At 67.8% G+C, this 20,857-nt stretch carries 16 protein-coding genes; 8 read left to right on the top strand and 8 right to left on the bottom strand.

Translation table 11 applies throughout. From position 1 onward, the window contains the following. Positions 1–93 precede the first annotated feature (93 nt). Complete coding sequence (locus AC5Y3Z_RS25185; RefSeq protein WP_473138839.1) at positions 94–624, top strand: hypothetical protein; 531 nt, start codon at positions 94–96, stop codon at positions 622–624. Here AC5Y3Z_RS25185 and AC5Y3Z_RS25180 read toward each other — a convergent pair. Genes AC5Y3Z_RS25180 through AC5Y3Z_RS25155 form a run of 6 tightly spaced genes read right to left on the bottom strand, consistent with a single transcriptional unit; the run spans position 621 to position 7,974 of the window. After that, positions 621–1,793 carry a CaiB/BaiF CoA transferase family protein gene (locus AC5Y3Z_RS25180; protein WP_473138838.1) on the bottom strand — a complete coding sequence of 391 codons (1,173 nt, stop codon included), beginning with the start codon at positions 1,791–1,793 and terminating at the stop codon, positions 621–623. The two genes, AC5Y3Z_RS25185 and AC5Y3Z_RS25180, sit on opposite strands and share 4 nt — an antisense overlap. Beyond that, the gene (locus tag AC5Y3Z_RS25175) at positions 1,786–2,724 is read right to left on the bottom strand and encodes an SDR family NAD(P)-dependent oxidoreductase (protein WP_473138837.1); all 939 of its coding nucleotides are present in this window, start codon (positions 2,722–2,724) and stop codon (positions 1,786–1,788) included. Before AC5Y3Z_RS25175 ends, AC5Y3Z_RS25180 begins: the two co-directional genes overlap by 8 nt. Beyond that, positions 2,724–4,565 (bottom strand): flavin-containing monooxygenase, encoded by a 1,842-nt coding sequence (locus AC5Y3Z_RS25170; protein ID WP_473138836.1) that lies wholly within the window; start codon positions 4,563–4,565, stop codon positions 2,724–2,726. The genes AC5Y3Z_RS25175 and AC5Y3Z_RS25170 overlap by 1 nt, the downstream gene beginning before the upstream one ends. After that, positions 4,562–5,740 carry an LLM class flavin-dependent oxidoreductase gene (locus AC5Y3Z_RS25165; RefSeq protein ID WP_473138835.1) on the bottom strand — a complete coding sequence of 393 codons (1,179 nt, stop codon included), beginning with the start codon at positions 5,738–5,740 and terminating at the stop codon, positions 4,562–4,564. The genes AC5Y3Z_RS25170 and AC5Y3Z_RS25165 overlap by 4 nt, the downstream gene beginning before the upstream one ends. Next, positions 5,737–7,098 (bottom strand): aromatic ring-hydroxylating oxygenase subunit alpha, encoded by a 1,362-nt coding sequence (locus tag AC5Y3Z_RS25160; protein ID WP_463827871.1) that lies wholly within the window; start codon positions 7,096–7,098, stop codon positions 5,737–5,739. Before AC5Y3Z_RS25160 ends, AC5Y3Z_RS25165 begins: the two co-directional genes overlap by 4 nt. A gap of 15 nt (positions 7,099–7,113) precedes the next feature. Beyond that, complete coding sequence (locus AC5Y3Z_RS25155) at positions 7,114–7,974, bottom strand: SDR family NAD(P)-dependent oxidoreductase (protein WP_473138834.1); 861 nt, start codon at positions 7,972–7,974, stop codon at positions 7,114–7,116. Between the two features lie 125 nt (positions 7,975–8,099). On the opposite strand from AC5Y3Z_RS25155, the gene AC5Y3Z_RS25150 reads away from it, so the two are divergent. From AC5Y3Z_RS25150 to AC5Y3Z_RS25135, 4 genes are read left to right on the top strand one after another with little or no spacing between them, the layout of a single operon-like run. Further along, positions 8,100–9,722 carry an SMP-30/gluconolactonase/LRE family protein gene (locus tag AC5Y3Z_RS25150; protein WP_473138942.1) on the top strand — a complete coding sequence of 541 codons (1,623 nt, stop codon included), beginning with the start codon at positions 8,100–8,102 and terminating at the stop codon, positions 9,720–9,722. Positions 9,723–9,735: 13 nt separating this feature from the next. Continuing rightward, positions 9,736–10,488 (top strand): GntR family transcriptional regulator, encoded by a 753-nt coding sequence (locus AC5Y3Z_RS25145; protein WP_473138833.1) that lies wholly within the window; start codon positions 9,736–9,738, stop codon positions 10,486–10,488. A gap of 22 nt (positions 10,489–10,510) precedes the next feature. Then, complete coding sequence (locus AC5Y3Z_RS25140; protein WP_473138941.1) at positions 10,511–12,070, top strand: AMP-binding protein; 1,560 nt, start codon at positions 10,511–10,513, stop codon at positions 12,068–12,070. Position 12,071: 1 nt separating this feature from the next. After that, positions 12,072–12,860, top strand: a complete 789-nt coding sequence (locus tag AC5Y3Z_RS25135) for an SDR family NAD(P)-dependent oxidoreductase (protein ID WP_473138832.1) — start codon at positions 12,072–12,074, stop codon at positions 12,858–12,860. Here the strand turns inward: AC5Y3Z_RS25135 and AC5Y3Z_RS25130 are convergent. Then, positions 12,842–13,303, bottom strand: coding sequence for an SRPBCC family protein (locus tag AC5Y3Z_RS25130; protein ID WP_473138831.1), 462 nt, complete (start codon positions 13,301–13,303; stop codon positions 12,842–12,844). The two genes, AC5Y3Z_RS25135 and AC5Y3Z_RS25130, sit on opposite strands and share 19 nt — an antisense overlap. A gap of 40 nt (positions 13,304–13,343) precedes the next feature. After that, positions 13,344–14,201, bottom strand: coding sequence for a rhomboid family intramembrane serine protease (locus AC5Y3Z_RS25125; RefSeq protein WP_473138830.1), 858 nt, complete (start codon positions 14,199–14,201; stop codon positions 13,344–13,346). Positions 14,202–14,294: 93 nt separating this feature from the next. Here AC5Y3Z_RS25125 and AC5Y3Z_RS25120 point away from each other — a divergent pair, with 93 nt between their 5' ends. The 3 genes from AC5Y3Z_RS25120 to AC5Y3Z_RS25110 all read left to right on the top strand — a co-directional run. Next, the gene (locus AC5Y3Z_RS25120) at positions 14,295–14,519 is read left to right on the top strand and encodes a hypothetical protein (protein WP_463827865.1); all 225 of its coding nucleotides are present in this window, start codon (positions 14,295–14,297) and stop codon (positions 14,517–14,519) included. A 332-nt stretch (positions 14,520–14,851) separates the two neighbouring features. Further along, positions 14,852–19,696, top strand: a complete 4,845-nt coding sequence (locus AC5Y3Z_RS25115; RefSeq protein ID WP_473138829.1) for a cation-translocating P-type ATPase — start codon at positions 14,852–14,854, stop codon at positions 19,694–19,696. Between the two features lie 201 nt (positions 19,697–19,897). Continuing rightward, the coding region (locus AC5Y3Z_RS25110; protein WP_500001879.1) for a 13E12 repeat family protein at positions 19,898–20,857 on the top strand (960 nt) is incomplete at its 3' end.

The raw sequence follows: 20,857 nt of genomic DNA, 5'->3' as shown, positions 1-20,857 counted from the left end.
CCCGCTCGATGTTCTGTGGAAGGGCCACAGCAACTTCCGTACCCTGGACGACGCGCAACCGCGCACCCGGTCGGCACGGCAGAAGGCATCCACATGGGCTGGTTCACCCGGCGTCGCAAGACCAGTCCGGGCGAGGAAGGCGCTGCGGTGGAAGTCATCTCGGGCGACGCCGCCGCGGTCGCGGCCGGACCCGCATGGACTGGTCGCGCGCTACTGCTGCCGGCGGTGCCGAGTCCCGCCACGGCGGCCGAAATCGCCGGTCGTGCCGTCGCGGCAGCCCAGACGCTGTCCGCAGTCGAACTCGACTTCAGCCCGGCCTCGTTGCACGACGTGGACGCGATCCTGGACGGCTTCCGCGGGCCCGGGTCCGACCTGATGGCCGAACCCATCTTTGTGCTCGGCTGCTACCTCGGCGAGGTCATGGTGCGCAACGCCGGCTACGTATGGGTGGACACACCGGCCGAGCTCGCGCAGCATCTGGGCTCGCTGACCGTGTACCACCCCGGCACCCACACCCACGCCAACCCGATCAGCAAAGCCTTCAAGCGGGTCGATTACGGCAGCCCGGACAATCTGACGTACTTCTACCGGGCCTACACCACCGACAGTCCGCTCTTCGACTAACCGGGGGGTTCGGAGTCCACCGGCATCAGGCCCAGTTCTGCCAGCACCGCCTCAGTGTGCGCGCCCAGCTCCGGGGCAGGACCGGCGACGCGACCCGGCGTCCGGGAGAACCACGTGGGCACTCCGGGAAAGCGCACCGGTCCGTGGGGCGTGTCGACGGTCTCGAAGAAGCCGACCGCGTCGAGTTGCGGATCGTCCAGCAACTCCGCCGGACTGGACAGCGGGGATGCGGGTATCTCCAGTTCGCGCAGCAGATCCAGCCACTCCTGCGTGGTGCGCTCGGCGAACGTCTGGGCCAGCAACCCGTAGACGGTGTCGATCTGACTCGCCCGCCCCGCCAACGTCGTGTACCGATCGCTGGCCCAGGCCGGTCGCACCGCGTCGACGAATGCGGCCCAGTGTTTGTCGTTGTAGATCAGGGCGGCGATGTGGCCGTCGCTGGTGCGGTACGGCCGTCGGTTGGGCGCCACCGCGCGCGGGTAGACCGCGGGACTCAACGGCGGGTCGAACATCGCGCCGTTGACGTGTTCGACCAACATGAACGACGCCATCGCCTCGAACATGCCGACTTCGACCTCTTGCCCCTCACCGGTGCGCTCGCGGTGGAAGAGCGCCATCGTCGTCGCGTACAGCGCGGTGAGGCCGGCGACCTTGTCGGCCAGGATCGTCCCGACGAAGTTGGCCTCGCCGGTCAGTTGCTGTTGCACCGACGGCAACCCGCACGCGGCCTGGATGGTGTCGTCGTACGCCGGCAGGTCGCGATTCGGCCCGCGCCGCGAGTAGCCGTAGCAGTTGGTGTACACGATGGCCGGGTTGACGGCCGCGACCTCGACATAGCTCAGCCCGAGGCGGGCGATCGCCTTGGCCCGCATCGAATGGATGAACACGTCGGCGCGTTCGATCAGCGCCCGCAGGGCGCGCTGGCCGGCGTCTGACTTCACATCGATGGCAACGCCGCGCTTGCCGCGGTTGACGTTGACGAAGACGCCGCTCATGCCGGGCGCCGGGCCCACCGATACGTAGCGGGTGTCGTCACCCCGCGGGGGTTCGATCTTGATCACGTCAGCACCCATGTCGGCCATGATCTGCGTGCAGTACGGCCCCATCACCATCGCGGTGAGGTCGACGACGCGGACGCCGGCCAGCGGGCCGGTACCAGCCTCAGACATGGTGCGCGCGCTCCCGCATTGCCCAGGCCGCAGAGTCGAAGCTGTACCGGATGTGCTGGGCGTGCCCGTCGGGGACCACCGGGAATTCCAGTGGCGCCGCGAGGTTCCGGATGGCGTAGAGCTGTTCGGCGACATCCTCGACGGTCCATGACAAGCGTTGCACGCCCGGGCTTTCGGCGATCACCGCGCGGGCGATCCGGCCGGCGATCGCGATCAGCATCTCGCCGTTCACCGGGCAGGATTCGTGCGCCAGCAACCCCACCACCGGTGCCACCAGCTCGGTCCCCATCGGGGGGTATTGCGAAATATCAAGGCCGTCAGCCATTCTCGTCACCGCTGACGGGACGACGACGTTGCACAGCACCCCTTCCGCCGCGCCTTCGAGTGCGACGACGTTGGACAGTCCGATCACGCCGGCCTTCGCGGCCGCATAGTTGGCGACACCGTGGTTACCGTACAGCCCGCCGATCGAGGAGGTCAGCACGATGCGGCCGTAACCGGCGCCGCACATCACCGGGAAGGCGGGACGCACCACGTGAAAAGCGCCCCGCAGATGCACGTCGAGGACGGCGTCGAAGTCCTCGTAGCTCATCTCCTTCAGCGAACCGCGCCGCACCGTACCGGCATTGTGAATCAGGATGTCCAGCCGCCCGTACTGGTCGAGTGCGGCCCCGACGATGGCCTGCCCACCCGCGGCGGTGGTCACCGATTCGGTGCAGGCGACGGCCGCACCGCCGGCCGCGTTGATCTCGTCGACAACCTGCTGTGCCGGGCCGGCGTCCACGCCGCCACCACCGGTCAGCGCGCCGCCGGTGTCGTTGACCACGATGCTGGCCCCGCGGGCGGCCAGCATCAGCGCGTATGCGCGTCCCAGGCCCCGGCCGGCACCGGTGATCACCGCCACCCGATCGTCGAATCTGAGTTCAGCCATCACGGTTCCAGGATCAGCCCGTCCAGCTTGCCGCCGGCGCGCCACTCGGCGAGTAGGTCACCGAAAGCATAGAAGCCCGGACCGTACGGCTCACCCAGATGCGACCGGATGCCCTCGGTGCCGCCACCTTCGTTGTTGTAATAGCCTGGCGTGCAGGCCTGGTCGAACGCGCTGTTGTCGATCGCCGTCTCGCGGATCGTGGTGCACCAGTCGTCCTGCGCCTGTTGGCTGGGCTCGACCGTGGTCGCGCCACGGGCCAGCGCTTCGGCGATGATGTAGGCGATGTGCTCACCCTGCAGTTCGTAATTGGCTGCGATGTTCGCCGAAATGCCGACCTGGGTGAATCCGGTGAAGAACTGGTTGGGGAAGCCGCGGCTGGTCATGCCGTGCAGCGTCTTATAGCCGTCGCGCCAGTAGTCGAACAGCGACAGGCCGTCGCGGCCTTCGATCGCCTCCAGTGAGTACCGGCGGCTGATCTCGGTCGTGATCTCGAACCCGCTGGCGTAGATGATGCAGTCGACCTCATACTCGACACCGTTGGCCACCAACCCGTTTGCGGTGGCGCGCTCCACGCCCTTGGACGACGACACGTCGACCAGCGTGACGTTAGGCCGGTTGAACGTCGGGAGATAGTCGTCGTTGGTGCACGGCCGCTTGCACAGGAAGTTGTAGTACGGTTTGAGCGCCTCGGCGGTCTCGGGATCGTCGACGATGTCTTCGATGCGCCGGCGCAGCCGCTCCATGACCTTGTAATCTTCCTCCTCCCGGATGGCCATGAACTGTTCCGGGGTCATCGCTGCGGGATCCTCGAGCGCCATCACCCTGGCCGCGGTGTTGCGGCCGAGCTCGGTCCAGAAGTCGCACACCAGATCTGGCTGGCCGGGCGCCATGCCTTCGAACGTCCAGGCGTGAAAGTTGCGCTGCCGCTCTTTCTGCCATCCGGGTTGCAGCGATTTCACCCATTCCGGATCGGTCGGGGTGTTGTTGCGCACACCGACCGAGGACGGGGTGCGCTGGAACACGTACAGGTGCTTGGCGTAGCGGCCCAGAAACGGCACGATCTGGATCGCGGTGGCGCCGGTGCCCACCACCGCGACACGCTTGTCGCTCAATCCGTCGAGTCCACCGGTGGCGTCGCCGCCGGTGTAGCTGTAGTCCCAACGCGATGAGTGAAAGCTATGTCCCTGAAAGTCTTTCAGGCCCGGGATGCCCGGCAGCTTGGGACGGTGGAAGGGACCCGACGCGACGACCACGAACCGCGCCCGGATGTCGTCGTCGCGGTTGGTGCTGACCCGCCAGCGCTTGATCTCCTCGTCCCAGCGCAGCGCCCGCACCTGGGTGGAGAACAGCGCGGCGTCGTAGAGCCCGTAGTGCTTCCCGATCCGGCGGCAATGCTCGTAGATTTCGGTACCGTCGGCGAACTTCTTGCTCGGGATATAGTCGAGTTCCTCTAATTGCGGTATGTAGCAATATGATTCGTTGTCACATTGCAGCCCGGGGTAGCGGTTCCAGTACCACACTCCGCCGAAGTCGCCACCCAGTTCGATGATGCGCACGTCCTCGACGCCCGCCTTCTTCAGGTGCGCAGCGCACAGCAGCCCGCCGAAGCCGCCGCCGAGCACGGCCACGTCGATATCCGCCGAGATCGGATCGCGCACCAGGTCCGGCGAGTGCGGGTCGATCTCGTAGTATCCGGCGAAGTCGTCGACGAGTTCGATGTACTGCTTGGAACCCTCCGGACGCAGCCGCTTTTCGCGTTCCTGGCGGTACTTTTCGCGCAAACCGTCCAGGTCGATGTCGATGGGCGCCGACGTCGGCGGGCAGTCGGAGACTCCGGTCATGCCAGCGCGTTCTCCGGTAGCGCGGCCGGGTGCAACGGTGCCGCCATCTCCTGCACCGCCGGCAGTACCTCCTTGGCGAACAGCTCCGTGCTGACCGTCGCCTCGTCGTAGGGCATGGTGCCGAACTGCGGCACGATCGTCAGTTCACAGAACGAGCACGCTTCCTGGGCCGCTTTGATCCGGTTGAAGATTTCCTCGGGAGTCCCGATCAGCAGGTTGGAGGCGTGATAGCCCGGCGTCTTGGGCGCACCCTTCGAGTCGTGTGTCACCGAGGACGCCAGCACCGCGGTCGCGGTCGCTTCCCGGGCCGCATAAGCCTCATAGCCCTTGACGCCTTTGAAGTTCGAGGCGTCGGCGAACCCGTAGTGCACGGTGACGTCGCGGTTGGCCGTGTAGATCCACTCCTCGGACTTGGCCGCACCATCGGGATCGGCCGTGCAGTACATGAACATCACGTTCTTCGGCTGACACGGTGGCAGACCCTCCTCCTGCCGGAAGGTGTTGACCTTCTGCACTTCCCGGCCGGCATCCTCGATCGGTTTGTTGCCGACGAACAGCGGCACCATGCCGCGCCGGGAAAGGATCTCCAGCGACTCCGCGGTGGACGACGAGGAATAGATGCGGGAGAACAGGTCCCGACTCCGCGGCTCGGGCCGCAACGACATCTCGGGCACCTTGAAGATCTCTCCGTCGTAGGAGAACCGCTCCCCGGAGAACGCCAGCTCCAGGATGTCCAGCGTCTCGTTGAACCGCTGGCGGCTCTCCTCCCTGGGCACCCCGACGGCGTCGAACTCGCCCTTCGACACACCACGGCCGATCCCGATCGTGGTGTACCGGCCGTTGGAGATGATGTCGAGGTAGGCGATCTGGTGCGCCAACCGAATGGGGTGCCACCACGGCGCCACCGCCACAAAGGTGCCCAGAGCGACCCGTTCGGTGCGACCGGCGAAATAGCTCAACGCCTGAATCGGGTTGGGTGTCATGCCATAGGGCGTGCCGCAGTGCTCGGGCATCCAGATGCCGTCGAACCCGAGCGGCTCGGCCAGATCGGCGATCGCCAGTGTGCTCTGCACACATTCCCAGTCCGGGGTTGCGGGCGGCTGGCTGAAGTCCTCGGCCAGCACTCGCTCCCAGTCGTGCGAATTGTGTGCTCCGAAGCCAAGGTTGACCTTCATCGTTGAATCTCCGTCTCTGTTGCAAGGGCCTGCGGCGCGCCCCGGCCCAGGTACTCGGCGAGGTTGCGGTGCAGGTTGGCGGTACTGCGTTCCATGTAGGGGTTGGGCTTGGGGCCGCGGAAGCCCAGGGACTTCATTCCTTGCTGCACCGCGGCCATATTGGAGAAGTCCTGCGGCAGGACGCTGCGCCAATTCGGGTCGTCCGGCGGCGCATACACCCACTCGGTGTGCGGCTCTTCGCCTTTCGGATACAGCTCGTAGCAGGACGCTTCGAAGATGCACTCGTCGGGGTTGTAGCCGTGCGGGCGCGCGCTGTAGCACAACGCCGTGGTCAGACCCTGCCCGATCTGGAAGTTGGGGAATATCTGCCAGGCGGTGCCGCTGTTGGCCAGGTGTTCGGGATCGATGGTCGGCCAGACCACGCCGCGGTCGGCGTCGTCGCGGCGTGCCGAGGTCAGCCAGTGACTGAGCACTCTGTCGGCGGGCGCGTCGTCGGGCAGCTCGTCGACCAACCGCAACGCCGCGTTCACCAGTGTCTGAGTGGTGGTGGCGTTGGTCTCTTCCAGTGTGTAGAGCTGCATTTCGGCCGTCGAGACCCGCGGGTCCGCCCCGGTGCCCAACCGGATCTTCGACTTGGTCTCACCGAGATCCGCCGGTGCGTCGTAGCCGATGTTGCTGTGCCTGCCGTGCGCGGCGGCCCAGCCGCGGAAGTTGCCGAACTTGTTGAACTGCGGGTGCGTGGTGGCGACATGGTAGGTCTCGTTGAAAGCCTCCATCGCGACCTTCCAATTACATTGGAAATGCAGCCATTTGCGCCACTTGCAGCGCATGTCGGCCAGATTGAACGGATCGAGCATGGTCGCTGCCGGTTCTAGGTAGTCGCGCAGCGGCTCGGCCGCCGGGTCCATGTTGATCCAGATCCAGCCGCCCCAGGTGTCGACGTTGACCCTGCCCAGATGGGTGTTCTCCGGGGTCAGCGCCCCCTGCCAGTCCGCCCGTTCGGGGATGTGGGTGCAGTTGCCGTCCTGGTCATAGGTCCATCCGTGAAATCCGCAGACGAACGACTTCTTGTGGCCGCAAGCACTTTTCGCGCCGGCGGGGGTGTCCACCAGCCGACGGCCGCGGTGCACACACACGTTGTGGTGGGCCTTGAAGGTGTCGGGTCCGGTGCGCACCACCAGGATCGAGTCGTCCAGGATGTCGTAGGTCAGGAAGCTACCCACCTTGGGCAGATCTTCGACGCGCCCGACCTGCTGCCAGACCTTGCGCCACAGCTTGTCCCGTTCGGCGCGGGCGTAGTCCGCAGAGATGTAGGCCTCGACCCCGATCGTGACCGGTGCGGTCAGATCGTCATTCATCGCTTCCCCTTCTCCTCAACGCTTGATCGCAGCGCGGAACGACTCGTCCTTGAGGAACAGCGAGGTGTTGTCGGCACCCAGGTGTCCCCACTTGAGGTTCAGACCGCCGTCGACCAGCAACGTCTGTCCGGTGATGTAACTCGACAGATCGGACAGCAGGAACAGGATCGCACCGGCGATTTCCGCCGGGCGCCCGCGCCGGCCCATCGCGATGGCACGTCGGTCCCGTTCGGGATCGTCGTCGGTGTAGGTGCGCGACGCCGGTGTCTCGGTGACCCCGGGCGCGACCGCATTGACCCGGATCGCCGCGCCCCCGTCGTCGTCACAGGCCAGTTCGGCGGCCATGGTCCGGGTCACTGCGACGATCGCGGCTTTGGCGGTGCCGTAGGCGATATGGAACGGCGCGGTGTTCAGCCCGCTGATCGACGAGATGGACACGATCGATCCGGCGCGCCGGTTGCTCTTGAGCTCCGCGGCCACGGCCTGGCTCATGAAGAACATCGTCTCCAGATTGCGGGTGAACAATTCCCGCCAGTCGCTGCGCGTCACCCGCGTCGCAGGCATCCACGTCGACGGGTCCGCACCACCGGCCACGTTGACCAGACCATGCAGTTCTCCGTCGGCCTGCCGCGCCGCTTCGATCGTGGCCGCCACGCCGTCATCGGTGGACACGTCGGCGGCCACCGGTACCACCGGCAACCCTTCGGCTACCAGCGGACCCAGGTGCCGGTCCAGATTGTCCTGGCCGCGACTGACGCCGATCACCGTCGCGCCGGCCTCGGCGACCACGCGCGTCACAGTGGTGCCGATGCCGCCACCGGCAGCGCCGGCGACCACGACGACGCGTCCGGCGAGACCGAGCAGATCCGTGCTCACCGAATTGTCCGGACAAGATAATGATGTGCACCCATTGGAGAGCATGATTCTCTCTACGTAGCGTGCACGTCAAGGCCGGCCGCGGAATATCGACGAACTATTGTCTGGACCACGGCACGATTGCTATCGTCCGAGCGGTGATAGCCGGAACCGGATCGTCGCACCCAACTGGCCAACTTGGCCGGTACCCCGTCCCGTACTCGCCCACTTTGGCCGAAGGGTGGACACTGATTCGGCTCACCGATCCCAGCCGTCTGTTCGGGGCCAACGGCATCCGCACCGGACCGGACGGCCGGATCTACATCGCCCAGGTGACGGGCAGCCAGATCAGCGCGCTCGACATCGAGACCGGCCTGGTAGACACGGTCAGCGCCAAGGGCGGCGACATCATCGCACCCGACGACGTCGCGTTCGGCCCCGAAGGCAACCTCTACGCCACCGAAGTGATGGACGGCCGGGTCAGCATGCGCGACGCCGCCGGCCGCACCCGGGTGCTACGGGACGACCTGCCGTCGGCCAACGGCATCACGGTGCACCGGGGCAGGTTGTTCATCAACGAGTGCCGCACCGGCGGGCGGCTGCTCGAACTCGACCTCAACGGCGGGGCGCCGCGGGTGCTGCTGGAGAACATTCCGATGCCCAACGCGATGGAGGTGGGGCCGGACGGAATGCTCTACTTCCCCGTCATGACCGCCAACGAGATCTGGCGCATCGACCCCGAAGGCGGTGCAGCCGAACGGGTTGCCGGTGACCTCGGTGTCCCCGACTCGGTGAAGTTCGACGCCGACGGCTACATCGTGTCGACCCAGGTGCACAGCGGCCAGGTGCTGCGCATCAATCCGCGCACCGGTGAAAAGACCGTACTGGCCAGCCTGAACCCGGGTCTGGACAACTGCACCTTCGTCGGCAACCGGTTGTTCGTCTCCAGCTTCACCGGCGAGATCACCGAAATCGGTCGCAACGGTGACTCGCAGACGGTGCTCAAGGGCGGGTTGAACTGGCCGTTGGACCTGACGGTCGGACCCGACGGGCAGCTTTACATTGCCGACGGCACCTTCTTCTACACGCTTCTTGACGACGGCACGCTGCGGACCGTCGGAATGTTGTTCAGCCCCGGCTATCCGGGATTCCTGCGCGGACTGGACTCGACCGGTCCCGGCGAGTTCGTCGTCACCACCTCCAACGGAGAAGTCACCCGCTACCGGCCCGCGGACAACGAAAGCGAAGTGCTGGCGGCAGGTTTCGATCAGCTCTACGGTGTGGCGGCGGCATCGGACGGGACCGTGTTCGTCGCTGAACTCGGCACCGGTCGGGTGCTGGGACTCCGCGGCAACCAGGTTCAGGTCCTGGCCTCCGGTCTGATCGATCCGGTCGGCGTCGCGATCGACCGCGACGGCAGCTGCCTGGTGTCGGAGACCGGCCGGGTCCGCAGCCTCGACGGCGGGTTGGTGTTCGACGGTCTGCAGCGGCCGCAGGGGCTGCTGGTGCTGGGCCGGCAACTCTACGTAGTAGACACCGGCGCAAAGGAAGTCGTCGCCTTCGACCTGGACACCGGTGTCCGGACCACCCTCGCTGCGGATCTGCCGCTCGGCGCCCCGCCGGGCATCACACCCAAACCGCTGCGCGGCATGCCGCCGTTCTCCGGTCCTCAGGGACCGTTCGCGGGTATCGCCGCCGGCCCCGACGGCACGCTGTACATCTCGGCCGACGGCGACGGCAGTCTGCTGGCCCTACGTCAGGAATCCTGAAGGGCCACCGGCAATGTCCTCACCACCTTCGGAAGCAAAAGTCGTCGACCACCGGTACCTGCAGGTGGCCCGCACGTTGCGCAAGGAGATCGTGGACGGCATCTACCCGGTGGGATCGCAGCTGCCCACCGAGCACGAGCTGTGCGAGCGGTTTGCGGTCAGCCGGTACACAATCCGGGAGGCGTTGCGACGACTGCGCGACGACAACCTGGTGTCGTCGCGGCCACGCACCGGAACTCTGGTGGTGCCGCGACCGTCGTCGGATTCGTATGTCCAGCATGTCATGTCGATCAACGACCTGCTGGCGTTCGCCACCGGCACCAGGTTTGCGATCGAATCGGTCGCGATGGTCACCATCGACGGAGAATCGGCCGCACGCAGCGGGCTGGCCGTGGGTGAGCAGTGGCTGACCGTTCGTGGCTTTCGTCGCTCCGACGACTCCGAGACCGCGTTGTGCCGCACCGAGTACTACATCAACCGCGCGTTCGCGGCCGTCGGCAGACTGCTGCAGCGCCACGAGGGACCGATCTTTCCCTTGATCGAGGACCTGTTCGGGTTGAGCATCGTTGAGGTGCAACAGGAAATCATCGCCGTCCTGCTGGCCCCGGAAGTGGCCGACGGCCTCGATGTGGAGCCCGGCACGCCGGCGCTGCAGGTGCAACGCACCTACCGTGCCTCCGACGGCCAGGTCGCCCAGGTCACGATCAATACCCACCCGGCGTCCCGCTTCCGCCATTCGATGACGATGCGACGAGTGCGTGGGTAGGAAGCTGATCGGCGGCCGCCTACTGCGCTGGGACGATGACCGAGCCGCGCAGGCCTACGCCCAAGGTTATTGGGGCCGTGCCACATTGGCAGATGCCCTCGAGGACGCCGCTCGGGACACTCCGGAGCGGATCGCGCTGGTCGACGGCGACTACCGACTGTCCTGCGCCGAGCTGCATCGGCAGGCCACGGCATTGGCCCACGCGCTGCACGCGCGGATCCCGCCGGGCAGTGTGGTGTCGTTCCAGCTGCCCAACTGGCATGAAGCCGCGGTGATCTACCTGGGCGCCACGTTGGCGGGCATGGTGGCCAACCCGATTCTGCCGTCGCTGCGCGATCGGGAGCTGCGCTTCATCCTGGAGGACGCGGACAGCCGAGTGGTGTTCATCCCGCCTGATTTCGGCGGCTACGACTATGTCCCGATGTTGCGTCGGGTCACCGCCCAGCTGGAGTCAGCGCCGGATGTCGTCGTGGTGCGCGGTGACGGCGGACCCGACGAGATCCCGTTCCGGTCACTGCTCACCACGCCGCGAACGCCCGAGCCGTTGCCGACACTGGATGCCGATGCGGTCCGGATGATCCTCTACACCTCGGGAACCACCGGTCGCCCCAAAGGCGTTCTGCACAGCCATAACTCGATTCACGCGCTGATCCGACAGATTCGCGAGCACTGGTTCGTCTCGCCAGGGGACGTGTTTCTGGTCGCCTCGCCGATCGCCCACATCGGCGGATCCATCTACGCCTTCGAAGCACCGCTGCTGCTCGGCACCACCGCAGTGCTGATGGACCGCTGGCATGCCGAGAGCGCGGTGCGGATCATGCGGGCCCAGCGTTGCACGCACATGGCGGGCGCCACACCGTTTCTGGAGCAGCTGCTGGCGGCCGCACAGCGCGCCCACACCCGCCTGCCCGATCTGAAGTTGTTCATCTGTGGTGGCGCTTCGGTGTCACCGTCACTGATCCGCAGCGCGACAGCGTATTTCGAAGCAGCCGTGGTGACCCGGGTGTACGGTTCGACCGAAGTGCCGGTGACCACGATCGGAGCGCCGCGGGACCGCGATCGTGCCGCGGATACCGACGGCCGGGTCGGGGTCGCAGAAGTGCGGCTGATCGACGACGAGATCCGGGTGCGCGGCCCACAGATGCTGGTCGGCTACCTGCACCCCGAGGACGAGGACGGATCCTTCGACGCCGACGGCTATTTCCGCACCGGGGACCTGGCGCGCTGGGTCGGCGATGGATACCTGGTGGTCACCGGCCGGGCCAAGGACATGATCATCCGCAACGGCGAGAACATCTCCCCCAAGGAGGTCGAGGACGTGCTGACCAACCATCCGGGGATAGCCGAGATCGCCGTGGTCGGGCTGCCCGACCACCGCACCGGCGAGCGGGCGTGCGCGGTCGTCGTCGCCGCCGGTCCCGGCCCCGACGTGCACGACTTGCGCAGGTTCCTCGAAGCCGCGGGCGTTGCGCGCTTCAAGGCACCCGAGCAAGTGGTTATCTGGGCGGGTCTGCCGAAAAACGATGCGGGGAAGATCCTCAAGCATCGGATCCGGGCGGAACTGATGGCGGAAGATCGGTGACATGCAGGTAGCGATTGTGACGGGGGCGACCGGCGGCATCGGATTCGGTTGTGCGACAAAGCTTGCCGACGCGGGGGTGGCGGTGTTGGCTACCGGTCGCGACGAGGGCCGGCTCGCTGAGCTCAGTCGCGCGATCGGCGATCCCGCACGGGTGGCGACCCTCGCTGTCGACCTCGTCGACGACGACGCGCCCCGGCAGGTTGTCGCTGCTGCGCTGGACCACTGGGGCCGTGTCGATTTCCTGGTCAACGCGGCCGGAGTGGGCAGCCCCAAACCGCTACACGAAACCGACGATGAATCGTTGGACCATTTTCTGCGGCTGATGTTGCGCGCGCCGTTCCGATTGGTGCGCGAGGTGCTGCCGCACCTGCAGGCCGGTTCGGCGATCATCAACATCACCTCCACATTCGCGGTCGTGGGCGGCATGCGCGGTGGTGCCTATTCGGCAGCCAAGGGCGGTCTGACGGCGATGACCACCCACATCGCCTGCCAGTACGGGGCACAGGGCATTCGCTGTAATGCGGTGGCTCCCGGGGTGATACAGACGCCGATGACCGAACATCGCCTGCAGGACGAACGTTTCCGGCGCATCAACACCGAGATGACACCGCATCAGCGATTGGGCAGTGTCGACGACGTCGCCAGTACGGTCGCGTTTCTGTGCTCGCCGGGTGGTGCCTTCATCAACGGACAGACGATCGTCGTCGACGGCGGATGGAGTTCCACCAAGTACCTGTCCGAGTTCGCGCTGACGTCGGAATGGAAAGCGGCTCAGCCTGATTCAAAATGACGCCGGATGCCGGACAGCATCTTGGTGTGCGCCTCGGCCGCCGCGCGGACGGTGAACCCGGCCAGCGGTCGCGGCGCGGCGAACCTGATCCGCTCGGTGACCAGCGTGCCGCCCTCGATCGGCGCGAAACTCACCGTGCCCCGCAGCCGCACGCCCGGGGACTGGTCGGCCTCGGTGTGTACGTCGCCGTCGACGGGAACATGCAGCCGCGCCCGGTAGCGGACCTTCATCGTGATCGGCCCCAGCGCGATGCGGTCCACCACCCGGTAGCCGACCCGGTAGCCGTCCGGGGTGTCACTGCGATCGAGCAATTCCACCGAGACGATCAGCGGGTGCACCAGTTTGATGTTGCCCAGGTCGACGTAGTAGTCGCGCACCTCGCCGGGCGGGGCGGGCACCTGTTCGCTCAGCGTCCGCTCGGCCTGCGCGGTCCACCAGGTCATACCGGGCAACCTACCCCGCACGGGAACCGCCGCCCCGGCGTCAGGTGAGTTGGTTGAGCAAATCGGCCGTGCGCCACCAGATCAACGCCCCGAACAGGCACAGCGCTGCCACGGTCGCGGCGGCCTGGACCAGGTCACGTCGTTGCCGTGGTGCATACATGTAGGCCGCCGCGATCGCGCCGCCGGCCACCAACCCACCCACATGCCCCTGCCAGCTGATCGCCTGCGAACTGATCGCCGGCACCACGAACGTGAACGCCAGGTTGATGAGGATGACCGCCACCACCCCACGCACGTCGAGGGTGAGCCGCTTGGCCAGGACGAACATCGCCGCGAACAGCCCGTAGATCGCGCCGGATGCGCCCGCCGTGGCCGTGTTCAGCGGTGCGAGCAGGTACACCAGCACCGAACCACCCAGTCCACTCAGGGCGTAGAGCGCGACGAACCGCAACCGGCCCAGCCACATCTCCAGCGGTGGCCCGACGAAATACAGCGCCAACATGTTCAACCCCAGGTGAGCGGGGCCGTAGTGCAGGAACGCCGAGGTCACCAGGCGGTAGTACTCGCTGTACGCCGCCACCGCCGGCGGCCACAGGGTGAACTGCCGTTGCACCGCGACCGAGGCATACTCCGCAACGAACGCCAGCACGTTGATCACGATCAGCGCGTAGGTGACCACCGGCCGGTCCGAGCCCTCCCGCCCGCCGAAGCGGGTCCGCGGCTGCCGTACGGTGGCCGCGCCCGCCTGCACGCACTGCTCACACTGGTGACCGACCGCGGCACTGCGCATGCAGTCCCCACAGATCGGCTGTTCGCAGCGGGTGCAGCGGACGTATGTCTGGCGTTCGGGATGCCGATAGCAGGTCGGCGCATCGGCCGGCGGCTGCGAAGTAGTCATGGCGCCATTCTTGCCGGGCGTCCGCTGCCCGGCGCCGCACCCCCGCCACCGGGACTATTCCCTCGCCTGCCTGGTTCACCTACTGTGACAGAGGTGGAGTCACACGGAACCCCCGAGTTGGTGGCCGTCGAAGATTTGCACTCAGGCGATCCGATCACCGACAACGGTCAGCGGTACATCGTGCTGGAATCCAAGGCCGTCGGCGACGGCTGTGTGGTCCTCGAGCTGGAATCCCGGGTGGACCACCACCTCCAGGTGATCGAGAAGTCGTTCCCCACCGGCTATCACGTCGGCCGGGCGAATCACCGGCACTTGTAGGAGCTCGCGGCCGCGCCGAGCGTGCGGTTCACGACGACGCGCCGGCGTGTCGCGTCGTGGTCCGCACACTCGCCGATTCAACCGGCCGTCGCCGGGTACCGGCCAAACACCGATAACATGGTGGCGGCCCATTCCATCCAGGTTCTTACCTGCCTCAACCGGGGCGGCGTCCCGGGCATCGCCGCGATGGCCGTCTTTCTCGATCCGTCGCTGTTCTCGTTGTTTGGGTTGCCGCCCACGCGGTAGTCCAGGGGCAATCCGCGGACCGTGTGGACAGGTGCTGAAGGCGCCGGAAGGATTGGCGCGGGATAGACGTATTCGAAGGGTGATGGATGAAAATTCCGGGCGTGGCCGACATCGTCGGCACTCTCACCGGAGGCGCCACGCAGGTCGTCCGGGCCGGCGTCCAGGGAGCTGCCGGTGCGGCCGGCGCGGTGCAGACGTTGACCAGTCCCGTCACCGAGCTGGTAGGCCCGGTGGTGCAATCGGTGGCGCACAGCACCGGGCGCGCGATCGGCCTGGGCGGCGCCAAGGACGGCGCCCCCGAGGCGGTCACCCCGCCGGTGCGCTGGCACAGCGGGCGCCGGGTGCACCTGGACCTCGACCCGCTGTTGCCGTTTCCCTGCTGGCATGAATACGCGGCGGTGATGGAGGAGCCGGTCCGCCGCATCGACGGAGTAGCCCAGGCACACGTCGAAGGGGCGCTGGGCCGGCTGGTCGTCGAAATCGCCGAGGACGCCGACGAGGACGCGGTGCTGGACGAGATCCGCGAAACGGCCGCGGCCGTCGCTACCGACCTCACCGCCTCGGGCACCTCCTCCGCGTCCCAGGCGGCACCGTTCGCCGACCCGGCCAACCCGCTGGCGATCCTGGTGCCGCTGACCGCTGCGGCGATGGACGCCGTGGCGGTGGGTGCGGCGGTGACCGGTTGGCTCACCCGGCTGCCCATGGCACCGAGCAGCGCCAAGGCCGCCGCGGCCCTGCTGAATTACCAGCCGCGGGTGGTCGCCGTCCTGGAGTCGCGCCTCGGTCGCGTCGGCACCGACATCGCGCTGAGCGGTTCCACCGCATTGGCCTACGGGTTGAGCGGTTCCCCCAGCACACCCATGCTGAATCTCACCCAGCGCACATTGCAGCTCGTGGAGGCGACGGCCCATCGGCAGCGCTGGCGGGAGCGGGAACGCGAACTCGCCTCACCCGCCCGGCCGCAGGCGCCGGTGGTTCCGGTGCTGAACTCCGCGGGGGCCGAGTCGCAGATGCCCCGGCACAACTGGGCGGCGGCCGCCGCCGGCGAGGCCTCCCACGTCGTGGTCGACGGTGCCATCGACGCGGCGATCGACATCGGCAAGGGCGCGATGAAAGGCCCGGTTGAGAACTACTCAGACCAGGCGGCCAGCGGTTCGGTGATCGCCGCCGCGGGTGCGCTGTTCGCCGGTGGCGGTGCAGCCGAGGCCGCCGAGGCGATCCTGGCCGGGGTGCCGAAAGCCGCGCACATCGGCCGGGAATCGTTCGCGACCACTCTCGGGCGCGGTCTGGCGAATGCGGGACTGCTGGTACTCGACCCGGGGGCGCTGCGTCGCCTGGACCGCATACAGGTGGTGGTGATCGACGGCGCCGCACTGCGCGGCGATCACCGCGCGGTGCTGAGCGCCTGGGGTGAGGAACCCGGCTGGGACGACGACCGCGTCTACGAGGTGGCCGACGCGCTGCTGCACGAGGAGGAGCCACCCGAACCCGATCCCGACGAACTGCCTGCCGGGGGTGCGCGGCTGAAATGGATTCGGCCGGAAGGTTCTTCGTCGGCGACACCGGCGCAGGGTCTGGAACACGCCGACCTGGTCTGCGACGGCCGGCGGGTGGGCCACGTCGACGTCGGTTGGGAAGTCGACCCCTTCGCAATCCCGTTGCTGCAGACCGCGAACCGCACCGGGGCGCGGGTGGTGTTGCGGCACGTGGCGGGCACCGAAGATCTGTCCGCCAGCGTCGGTTCGACGCATCCGCCCGGGACTCCGCTCTTGAAGTTGGTGCGCGACCTGCGCGGGGACCGCGGACCCGTGCTGCTGATCACCGCGCTGCACCGCGACTTCGCCTCGACCGACACGTTGGCCGCACTGGCCATCGCCGATATCGGGGTCGCCCTCGACGATCCCCGTGCTGCCACGCCGTGGGCCGCCGACATCATCACCGGCACCGATCTGGCCGCCGCGGTGCGCATCCTGTCCGCGCTGCCGGTGGCCCGCGCCGCCAGCGAATCCGCGGTGCATCTGTCCCAGGGCGGCACCACGCTTGCCGGCCTGTTGCTGGTCACCGGTGAGGACGGCCGGTCCACAAGCCCGGTGTCCTTCCGGCGCTTCCTGAACCCGGTCAACACCGCCGCGGCGACGGCCCTGCTCTCCGGATCTTTCTCAGCCGCCCGGGTGCTGCGCCTGCCGGATCCCACACCGCAACCGCTGACCGCCTGGCACGCGCTGGACCCGGAGATCGTGTACTCGCGGCTGGCCGGCGGATCGCGCCCGTTGGCAGTGGCGTCCGACACCCCGACTTGGCGCCGTCGGCTCGACGACCTGTCCTACGAGCCGGTCGTGGCGCCGCTGCGGGGTCCGGTTCAGACGCTGGGGCGGCTGGCGGTGGCCACCCGGCACGAATTGTCCGACCCGCTGACGCCGATCCTGGCGGTGGGCGCGGCGGCTTCAGCGATCGTCGGCAGCAACGTCGACGCACTGCTGGTCGCCGGCGTGATGGCGGTCAACGCGGTCACCGGCGGAGTGCAGCGACTGCGTGCCGAGGCCGCGGCCGCGGAGTTGTTCGCCGAGCAGGACCAACTGGTGCGTCGGGTGGTGGTGCCTGCGGTAGCAACGACGCGGCGCCGGTTGGAGGCCGCCCGCAACGCCACCCGGACCGCCACGGTGTCGGCCAAGAAGCTGCGCCCCGGCGACGTCATCGACCTGACCGCCCCCGAGGTGGTCCCGGCAGACGCCCGGATCCTGGTTGCCGACGACCTCGAGGTCGACGAATCCTTCCTGACCGGCGAGTCGCTGCCGGTCGACAAGCAGGTGGATCCCGTCGCCGTCAACGACCCCGACCGGGCCAGCATGCTGTTCGAGGGAAGCACGATCGTCGCCGGGCGCGCCCGGGCCATCGTCGTCGCCACCGGAGTCGGTACCGCCGCACAACGCGCCATCTCCGCGGTGGCCAACGTCGAGACGTCGGCGGGCGTGCAGGCCCGGCTGCGCGAGCTGACCAGCAAGGTGCTGCCACTGACCCTGGCCGGCGGGGCGACCGTGACCGGCCTGGCCCTGCTGCGGCGCGCCCCGCTGCGTCAGGCGGTGGCCGACGGTGTGGCCATCGCGGTCGCCGCAGTTCCCGAGGGGCTGCCGCTGGTGGCCACACTGTCCCAGCTCGCCGCCGCCCAGCGACTGACTGCGCGTGGAGTGCTGGTGCGTTCGCCGCGCACCATCGAAGCCCTGGGCCGGGTCGACACCATCTGCTTCGACAAGACCGGCACCCTCACCGAGAACCGGTTGCGCGTGGTGCTGGCCGTCCCGGCCGCCACCTCGGCACAGGGACCGTTCCCGAAAACGTCCGAACCGCAGTCGATTGCAGTGCTGCGGGCCGCCGCGCGGGCATCCACCCAGCCGCACGACGGCGAGGGACACGCGCACGCCACCGACGAGGCGATCCTCACGGCGGCGAATTCCCTTGACGGCGAAGGTGACTGGACGATCCTGGCCGAGGTTCCATTCGAATCAAGCCGAGGCTATGCCGCATCGATCGGCGCGGAGGCCGACACGGCGGCCGCGCCCGTGCTGATGGTGAAGGGCGCGCCCGAGGTCATCCTGCCGCGCTGCCGCTTCGACGATCCCGAGGCTGAGTCCGATCATGCCGATTCGCTCGTGCAGCACCTCGCCGAACAGGGGTTGCGGGTGCTGGCCGTGGCGCAACGTACCTGGGAGCACGGCACCAGGGAAGACGACACCGACGTCGACGACGTCGACGCCGCCGCGCACGACCTGGAACTGCTCGGTTACGTGGGTTTGGCCGACACCGCGCGGGAATCGTCCCGGCCGCTGATCGAGGCGCTGGTGGAGGCCGGGCGCAACGTCGTGCTCATCACCGGCGACCACCCGATCACCGCACGGGCCATCGCCCGCCAGTTGGGCCTGCCCGACGACGCGCGCGTGGTGACCGGTGCCGAATTCGCCAGCCACGACGAAGAGGGACACGCCAAGCTCGCCGCCGATGTCCAGGTATTCGCCCGGGTCAGCCCGGAGCAGAAGGTGCAGATCGTGGCGGCTCTGCAACGTTGCGGGCGGGTCACCGCGATGGTCGGCGACGGCGCGAACGACGCCGCCGCCATCCGGATGGCCGACGTGGGGATCGGTGTCAGTGGCCGCGGATCGTCGGCGGCCCGCGGTGCTGCCGACATCGTGCTCACCGACGACGACCTGGGGGTGCTGGTCGACGCCCTGGTCGAGGGCCGCAACATGTGGGCCGGTGTGCGTGACGCTGTCACGATCCTGGTCGGCGGCAACGTCGGTGAGGTGTTGTTCACCATCCTCGGCACGGCCTTCGGCCAGGGCCGCGCCCCGGTCGGCACCCGTCAGCTGCTGCTGGTGAACCTGCTCACCGACATGTTCCCCGCCCTCGCGGTCGCGGTCACCTCGCAGTACGAGGACCCGGAAGAAGAAGACGGTCTGAGCGCCGACGAAGTGGAGGATGCGCGCCGGGCCCGCCAGCTCGACCTGCTGACCCAACCCGCGCCGTCACTCGACGAGCCGCTGATGCGTGCGATCGTCAACCGCGGCGTCATCACCGCTGCCGGTGCGACGGCCGCCTGGTCCATCGGACGCTGGACACCCGGCACCGAAAGGCGCACGTCCACAATGGGTTTGACGGCCCTGGTGACGACGCAGCTGGCGCAGACGCTGCTGACCCGTAGCCACAGCCCGCTGGTGGTGGCCACTGCGCTCGGCAGCGCGGGCGTGCTGGTCGGCATCATCCAGACACCGGTGCTCAGCCAGTTCTTCGGCTGCACACCACTGGGCCCGGTGGCGTGGACGGGCGTGATCGGCGCCACCGCGGGAACCACCGTGGTCTCCGTGGTGGCACCGCAGTGGCTCAACAGGGCCGTCGGCGCCGTGACTCCTGACCCGCCCGAGTTGGAGGACGGCTCCTGATCGGTGCCGCTTCGCTGCTAGGTGACGCGTGGCGGGTCTCGTCCGTCACATCTGTGACTCGAAGTGGCGGTGCGCCCCGGCTACTAATGTGTTAGACGCATTCCGGTGCCGTTCGGTTCCGTCTATCTTGAGCGAATTATGTTCTGGCGCAATCGTTTATCGCTCATCTGGTTGTCGGTGGTGGTTCGTAGAATCATCGGTATGGCAACGAGTTCGCGCGATGAGATCGTGGCGGTCTTCGATGCCCTGGATGCTGGGTTGGATCGGTTGTGTGGGTTGTCGTTTGAGGTGTTGACCACCCCGGAGCGGCTGCGCGCGTTGGAGCGTCTGGAACGGGTGGCGCGCCGGTTGCGGGTCCCGCAGCACCCGTTGATCAATCAGCTCGCCGCCCAGGCCGACAAAACCGAGTTGGGGGGCACGCTGTGTGAGGCGCTGGCCACCCGGCTGGGCATCACCAAACCCTGCGCCGCCCGCCGCATCGCCGAGGCCGCGGATCTGGGCCCGCGTCGCGCGCTGACCGGACAACCCCTGGAGCCGGTGCTGAGCGCGACCGCAGCCGGCCAGCACGCCGGGCGCATCGGCGACGGCCAAGTCAAGGTGATCCGCGACTTCTTCAAACATCTGCCCGCGGCGGTCGATGCGTTGACCCGCGAGGCCGCCGAAGCCGACCTGGCCGACAAAGCCGCCTGGCAGCGCCCCGATGAGCTCGCCGGCTACGCCCAGCAGATGATGAACTGCCTGCACCCTGACGGGGACTTCACCGACGAAGAACGCACCCGATCGCGCGGGATCACCCTAGGTGCCCAGCAACGGGACGGCATGTCCACGATCAGCGGGCTGATCACCCCCGAACTACGCGCCGCGATCGAAGCGCTATGGGCCAAACTGGCCGCCCCCGGCATGGCCAACCCCGCCGACGACGCCCCAGTCATCGACGGTGAACCCGACCCCGAGGTCGCCGGCGCCGACCGGCGCAGCACCTGCCAGCGTCAGCACGACGCGACGCTGGCCGCCCTGCGCGCCCTGTTCGCCTCCGGCGACCTGGGCACCCACCGCGGGCTGCCGGTCACCATCATCGTCACCACCACCCTGCACGACCTCGAAGCCGGTACCGGCACCGGGCGCACCAGCGGCGCCACCCTGCTCCCGATCACCGATGTC

It is taken from the genome of Mycobacterium sp. NGS61 (assembly GCF_059812325.1).
Note: the sequence above shows the minus strand (reverse complement) of the source record. Positions and strands in the feature narration are given on the sequence as shown.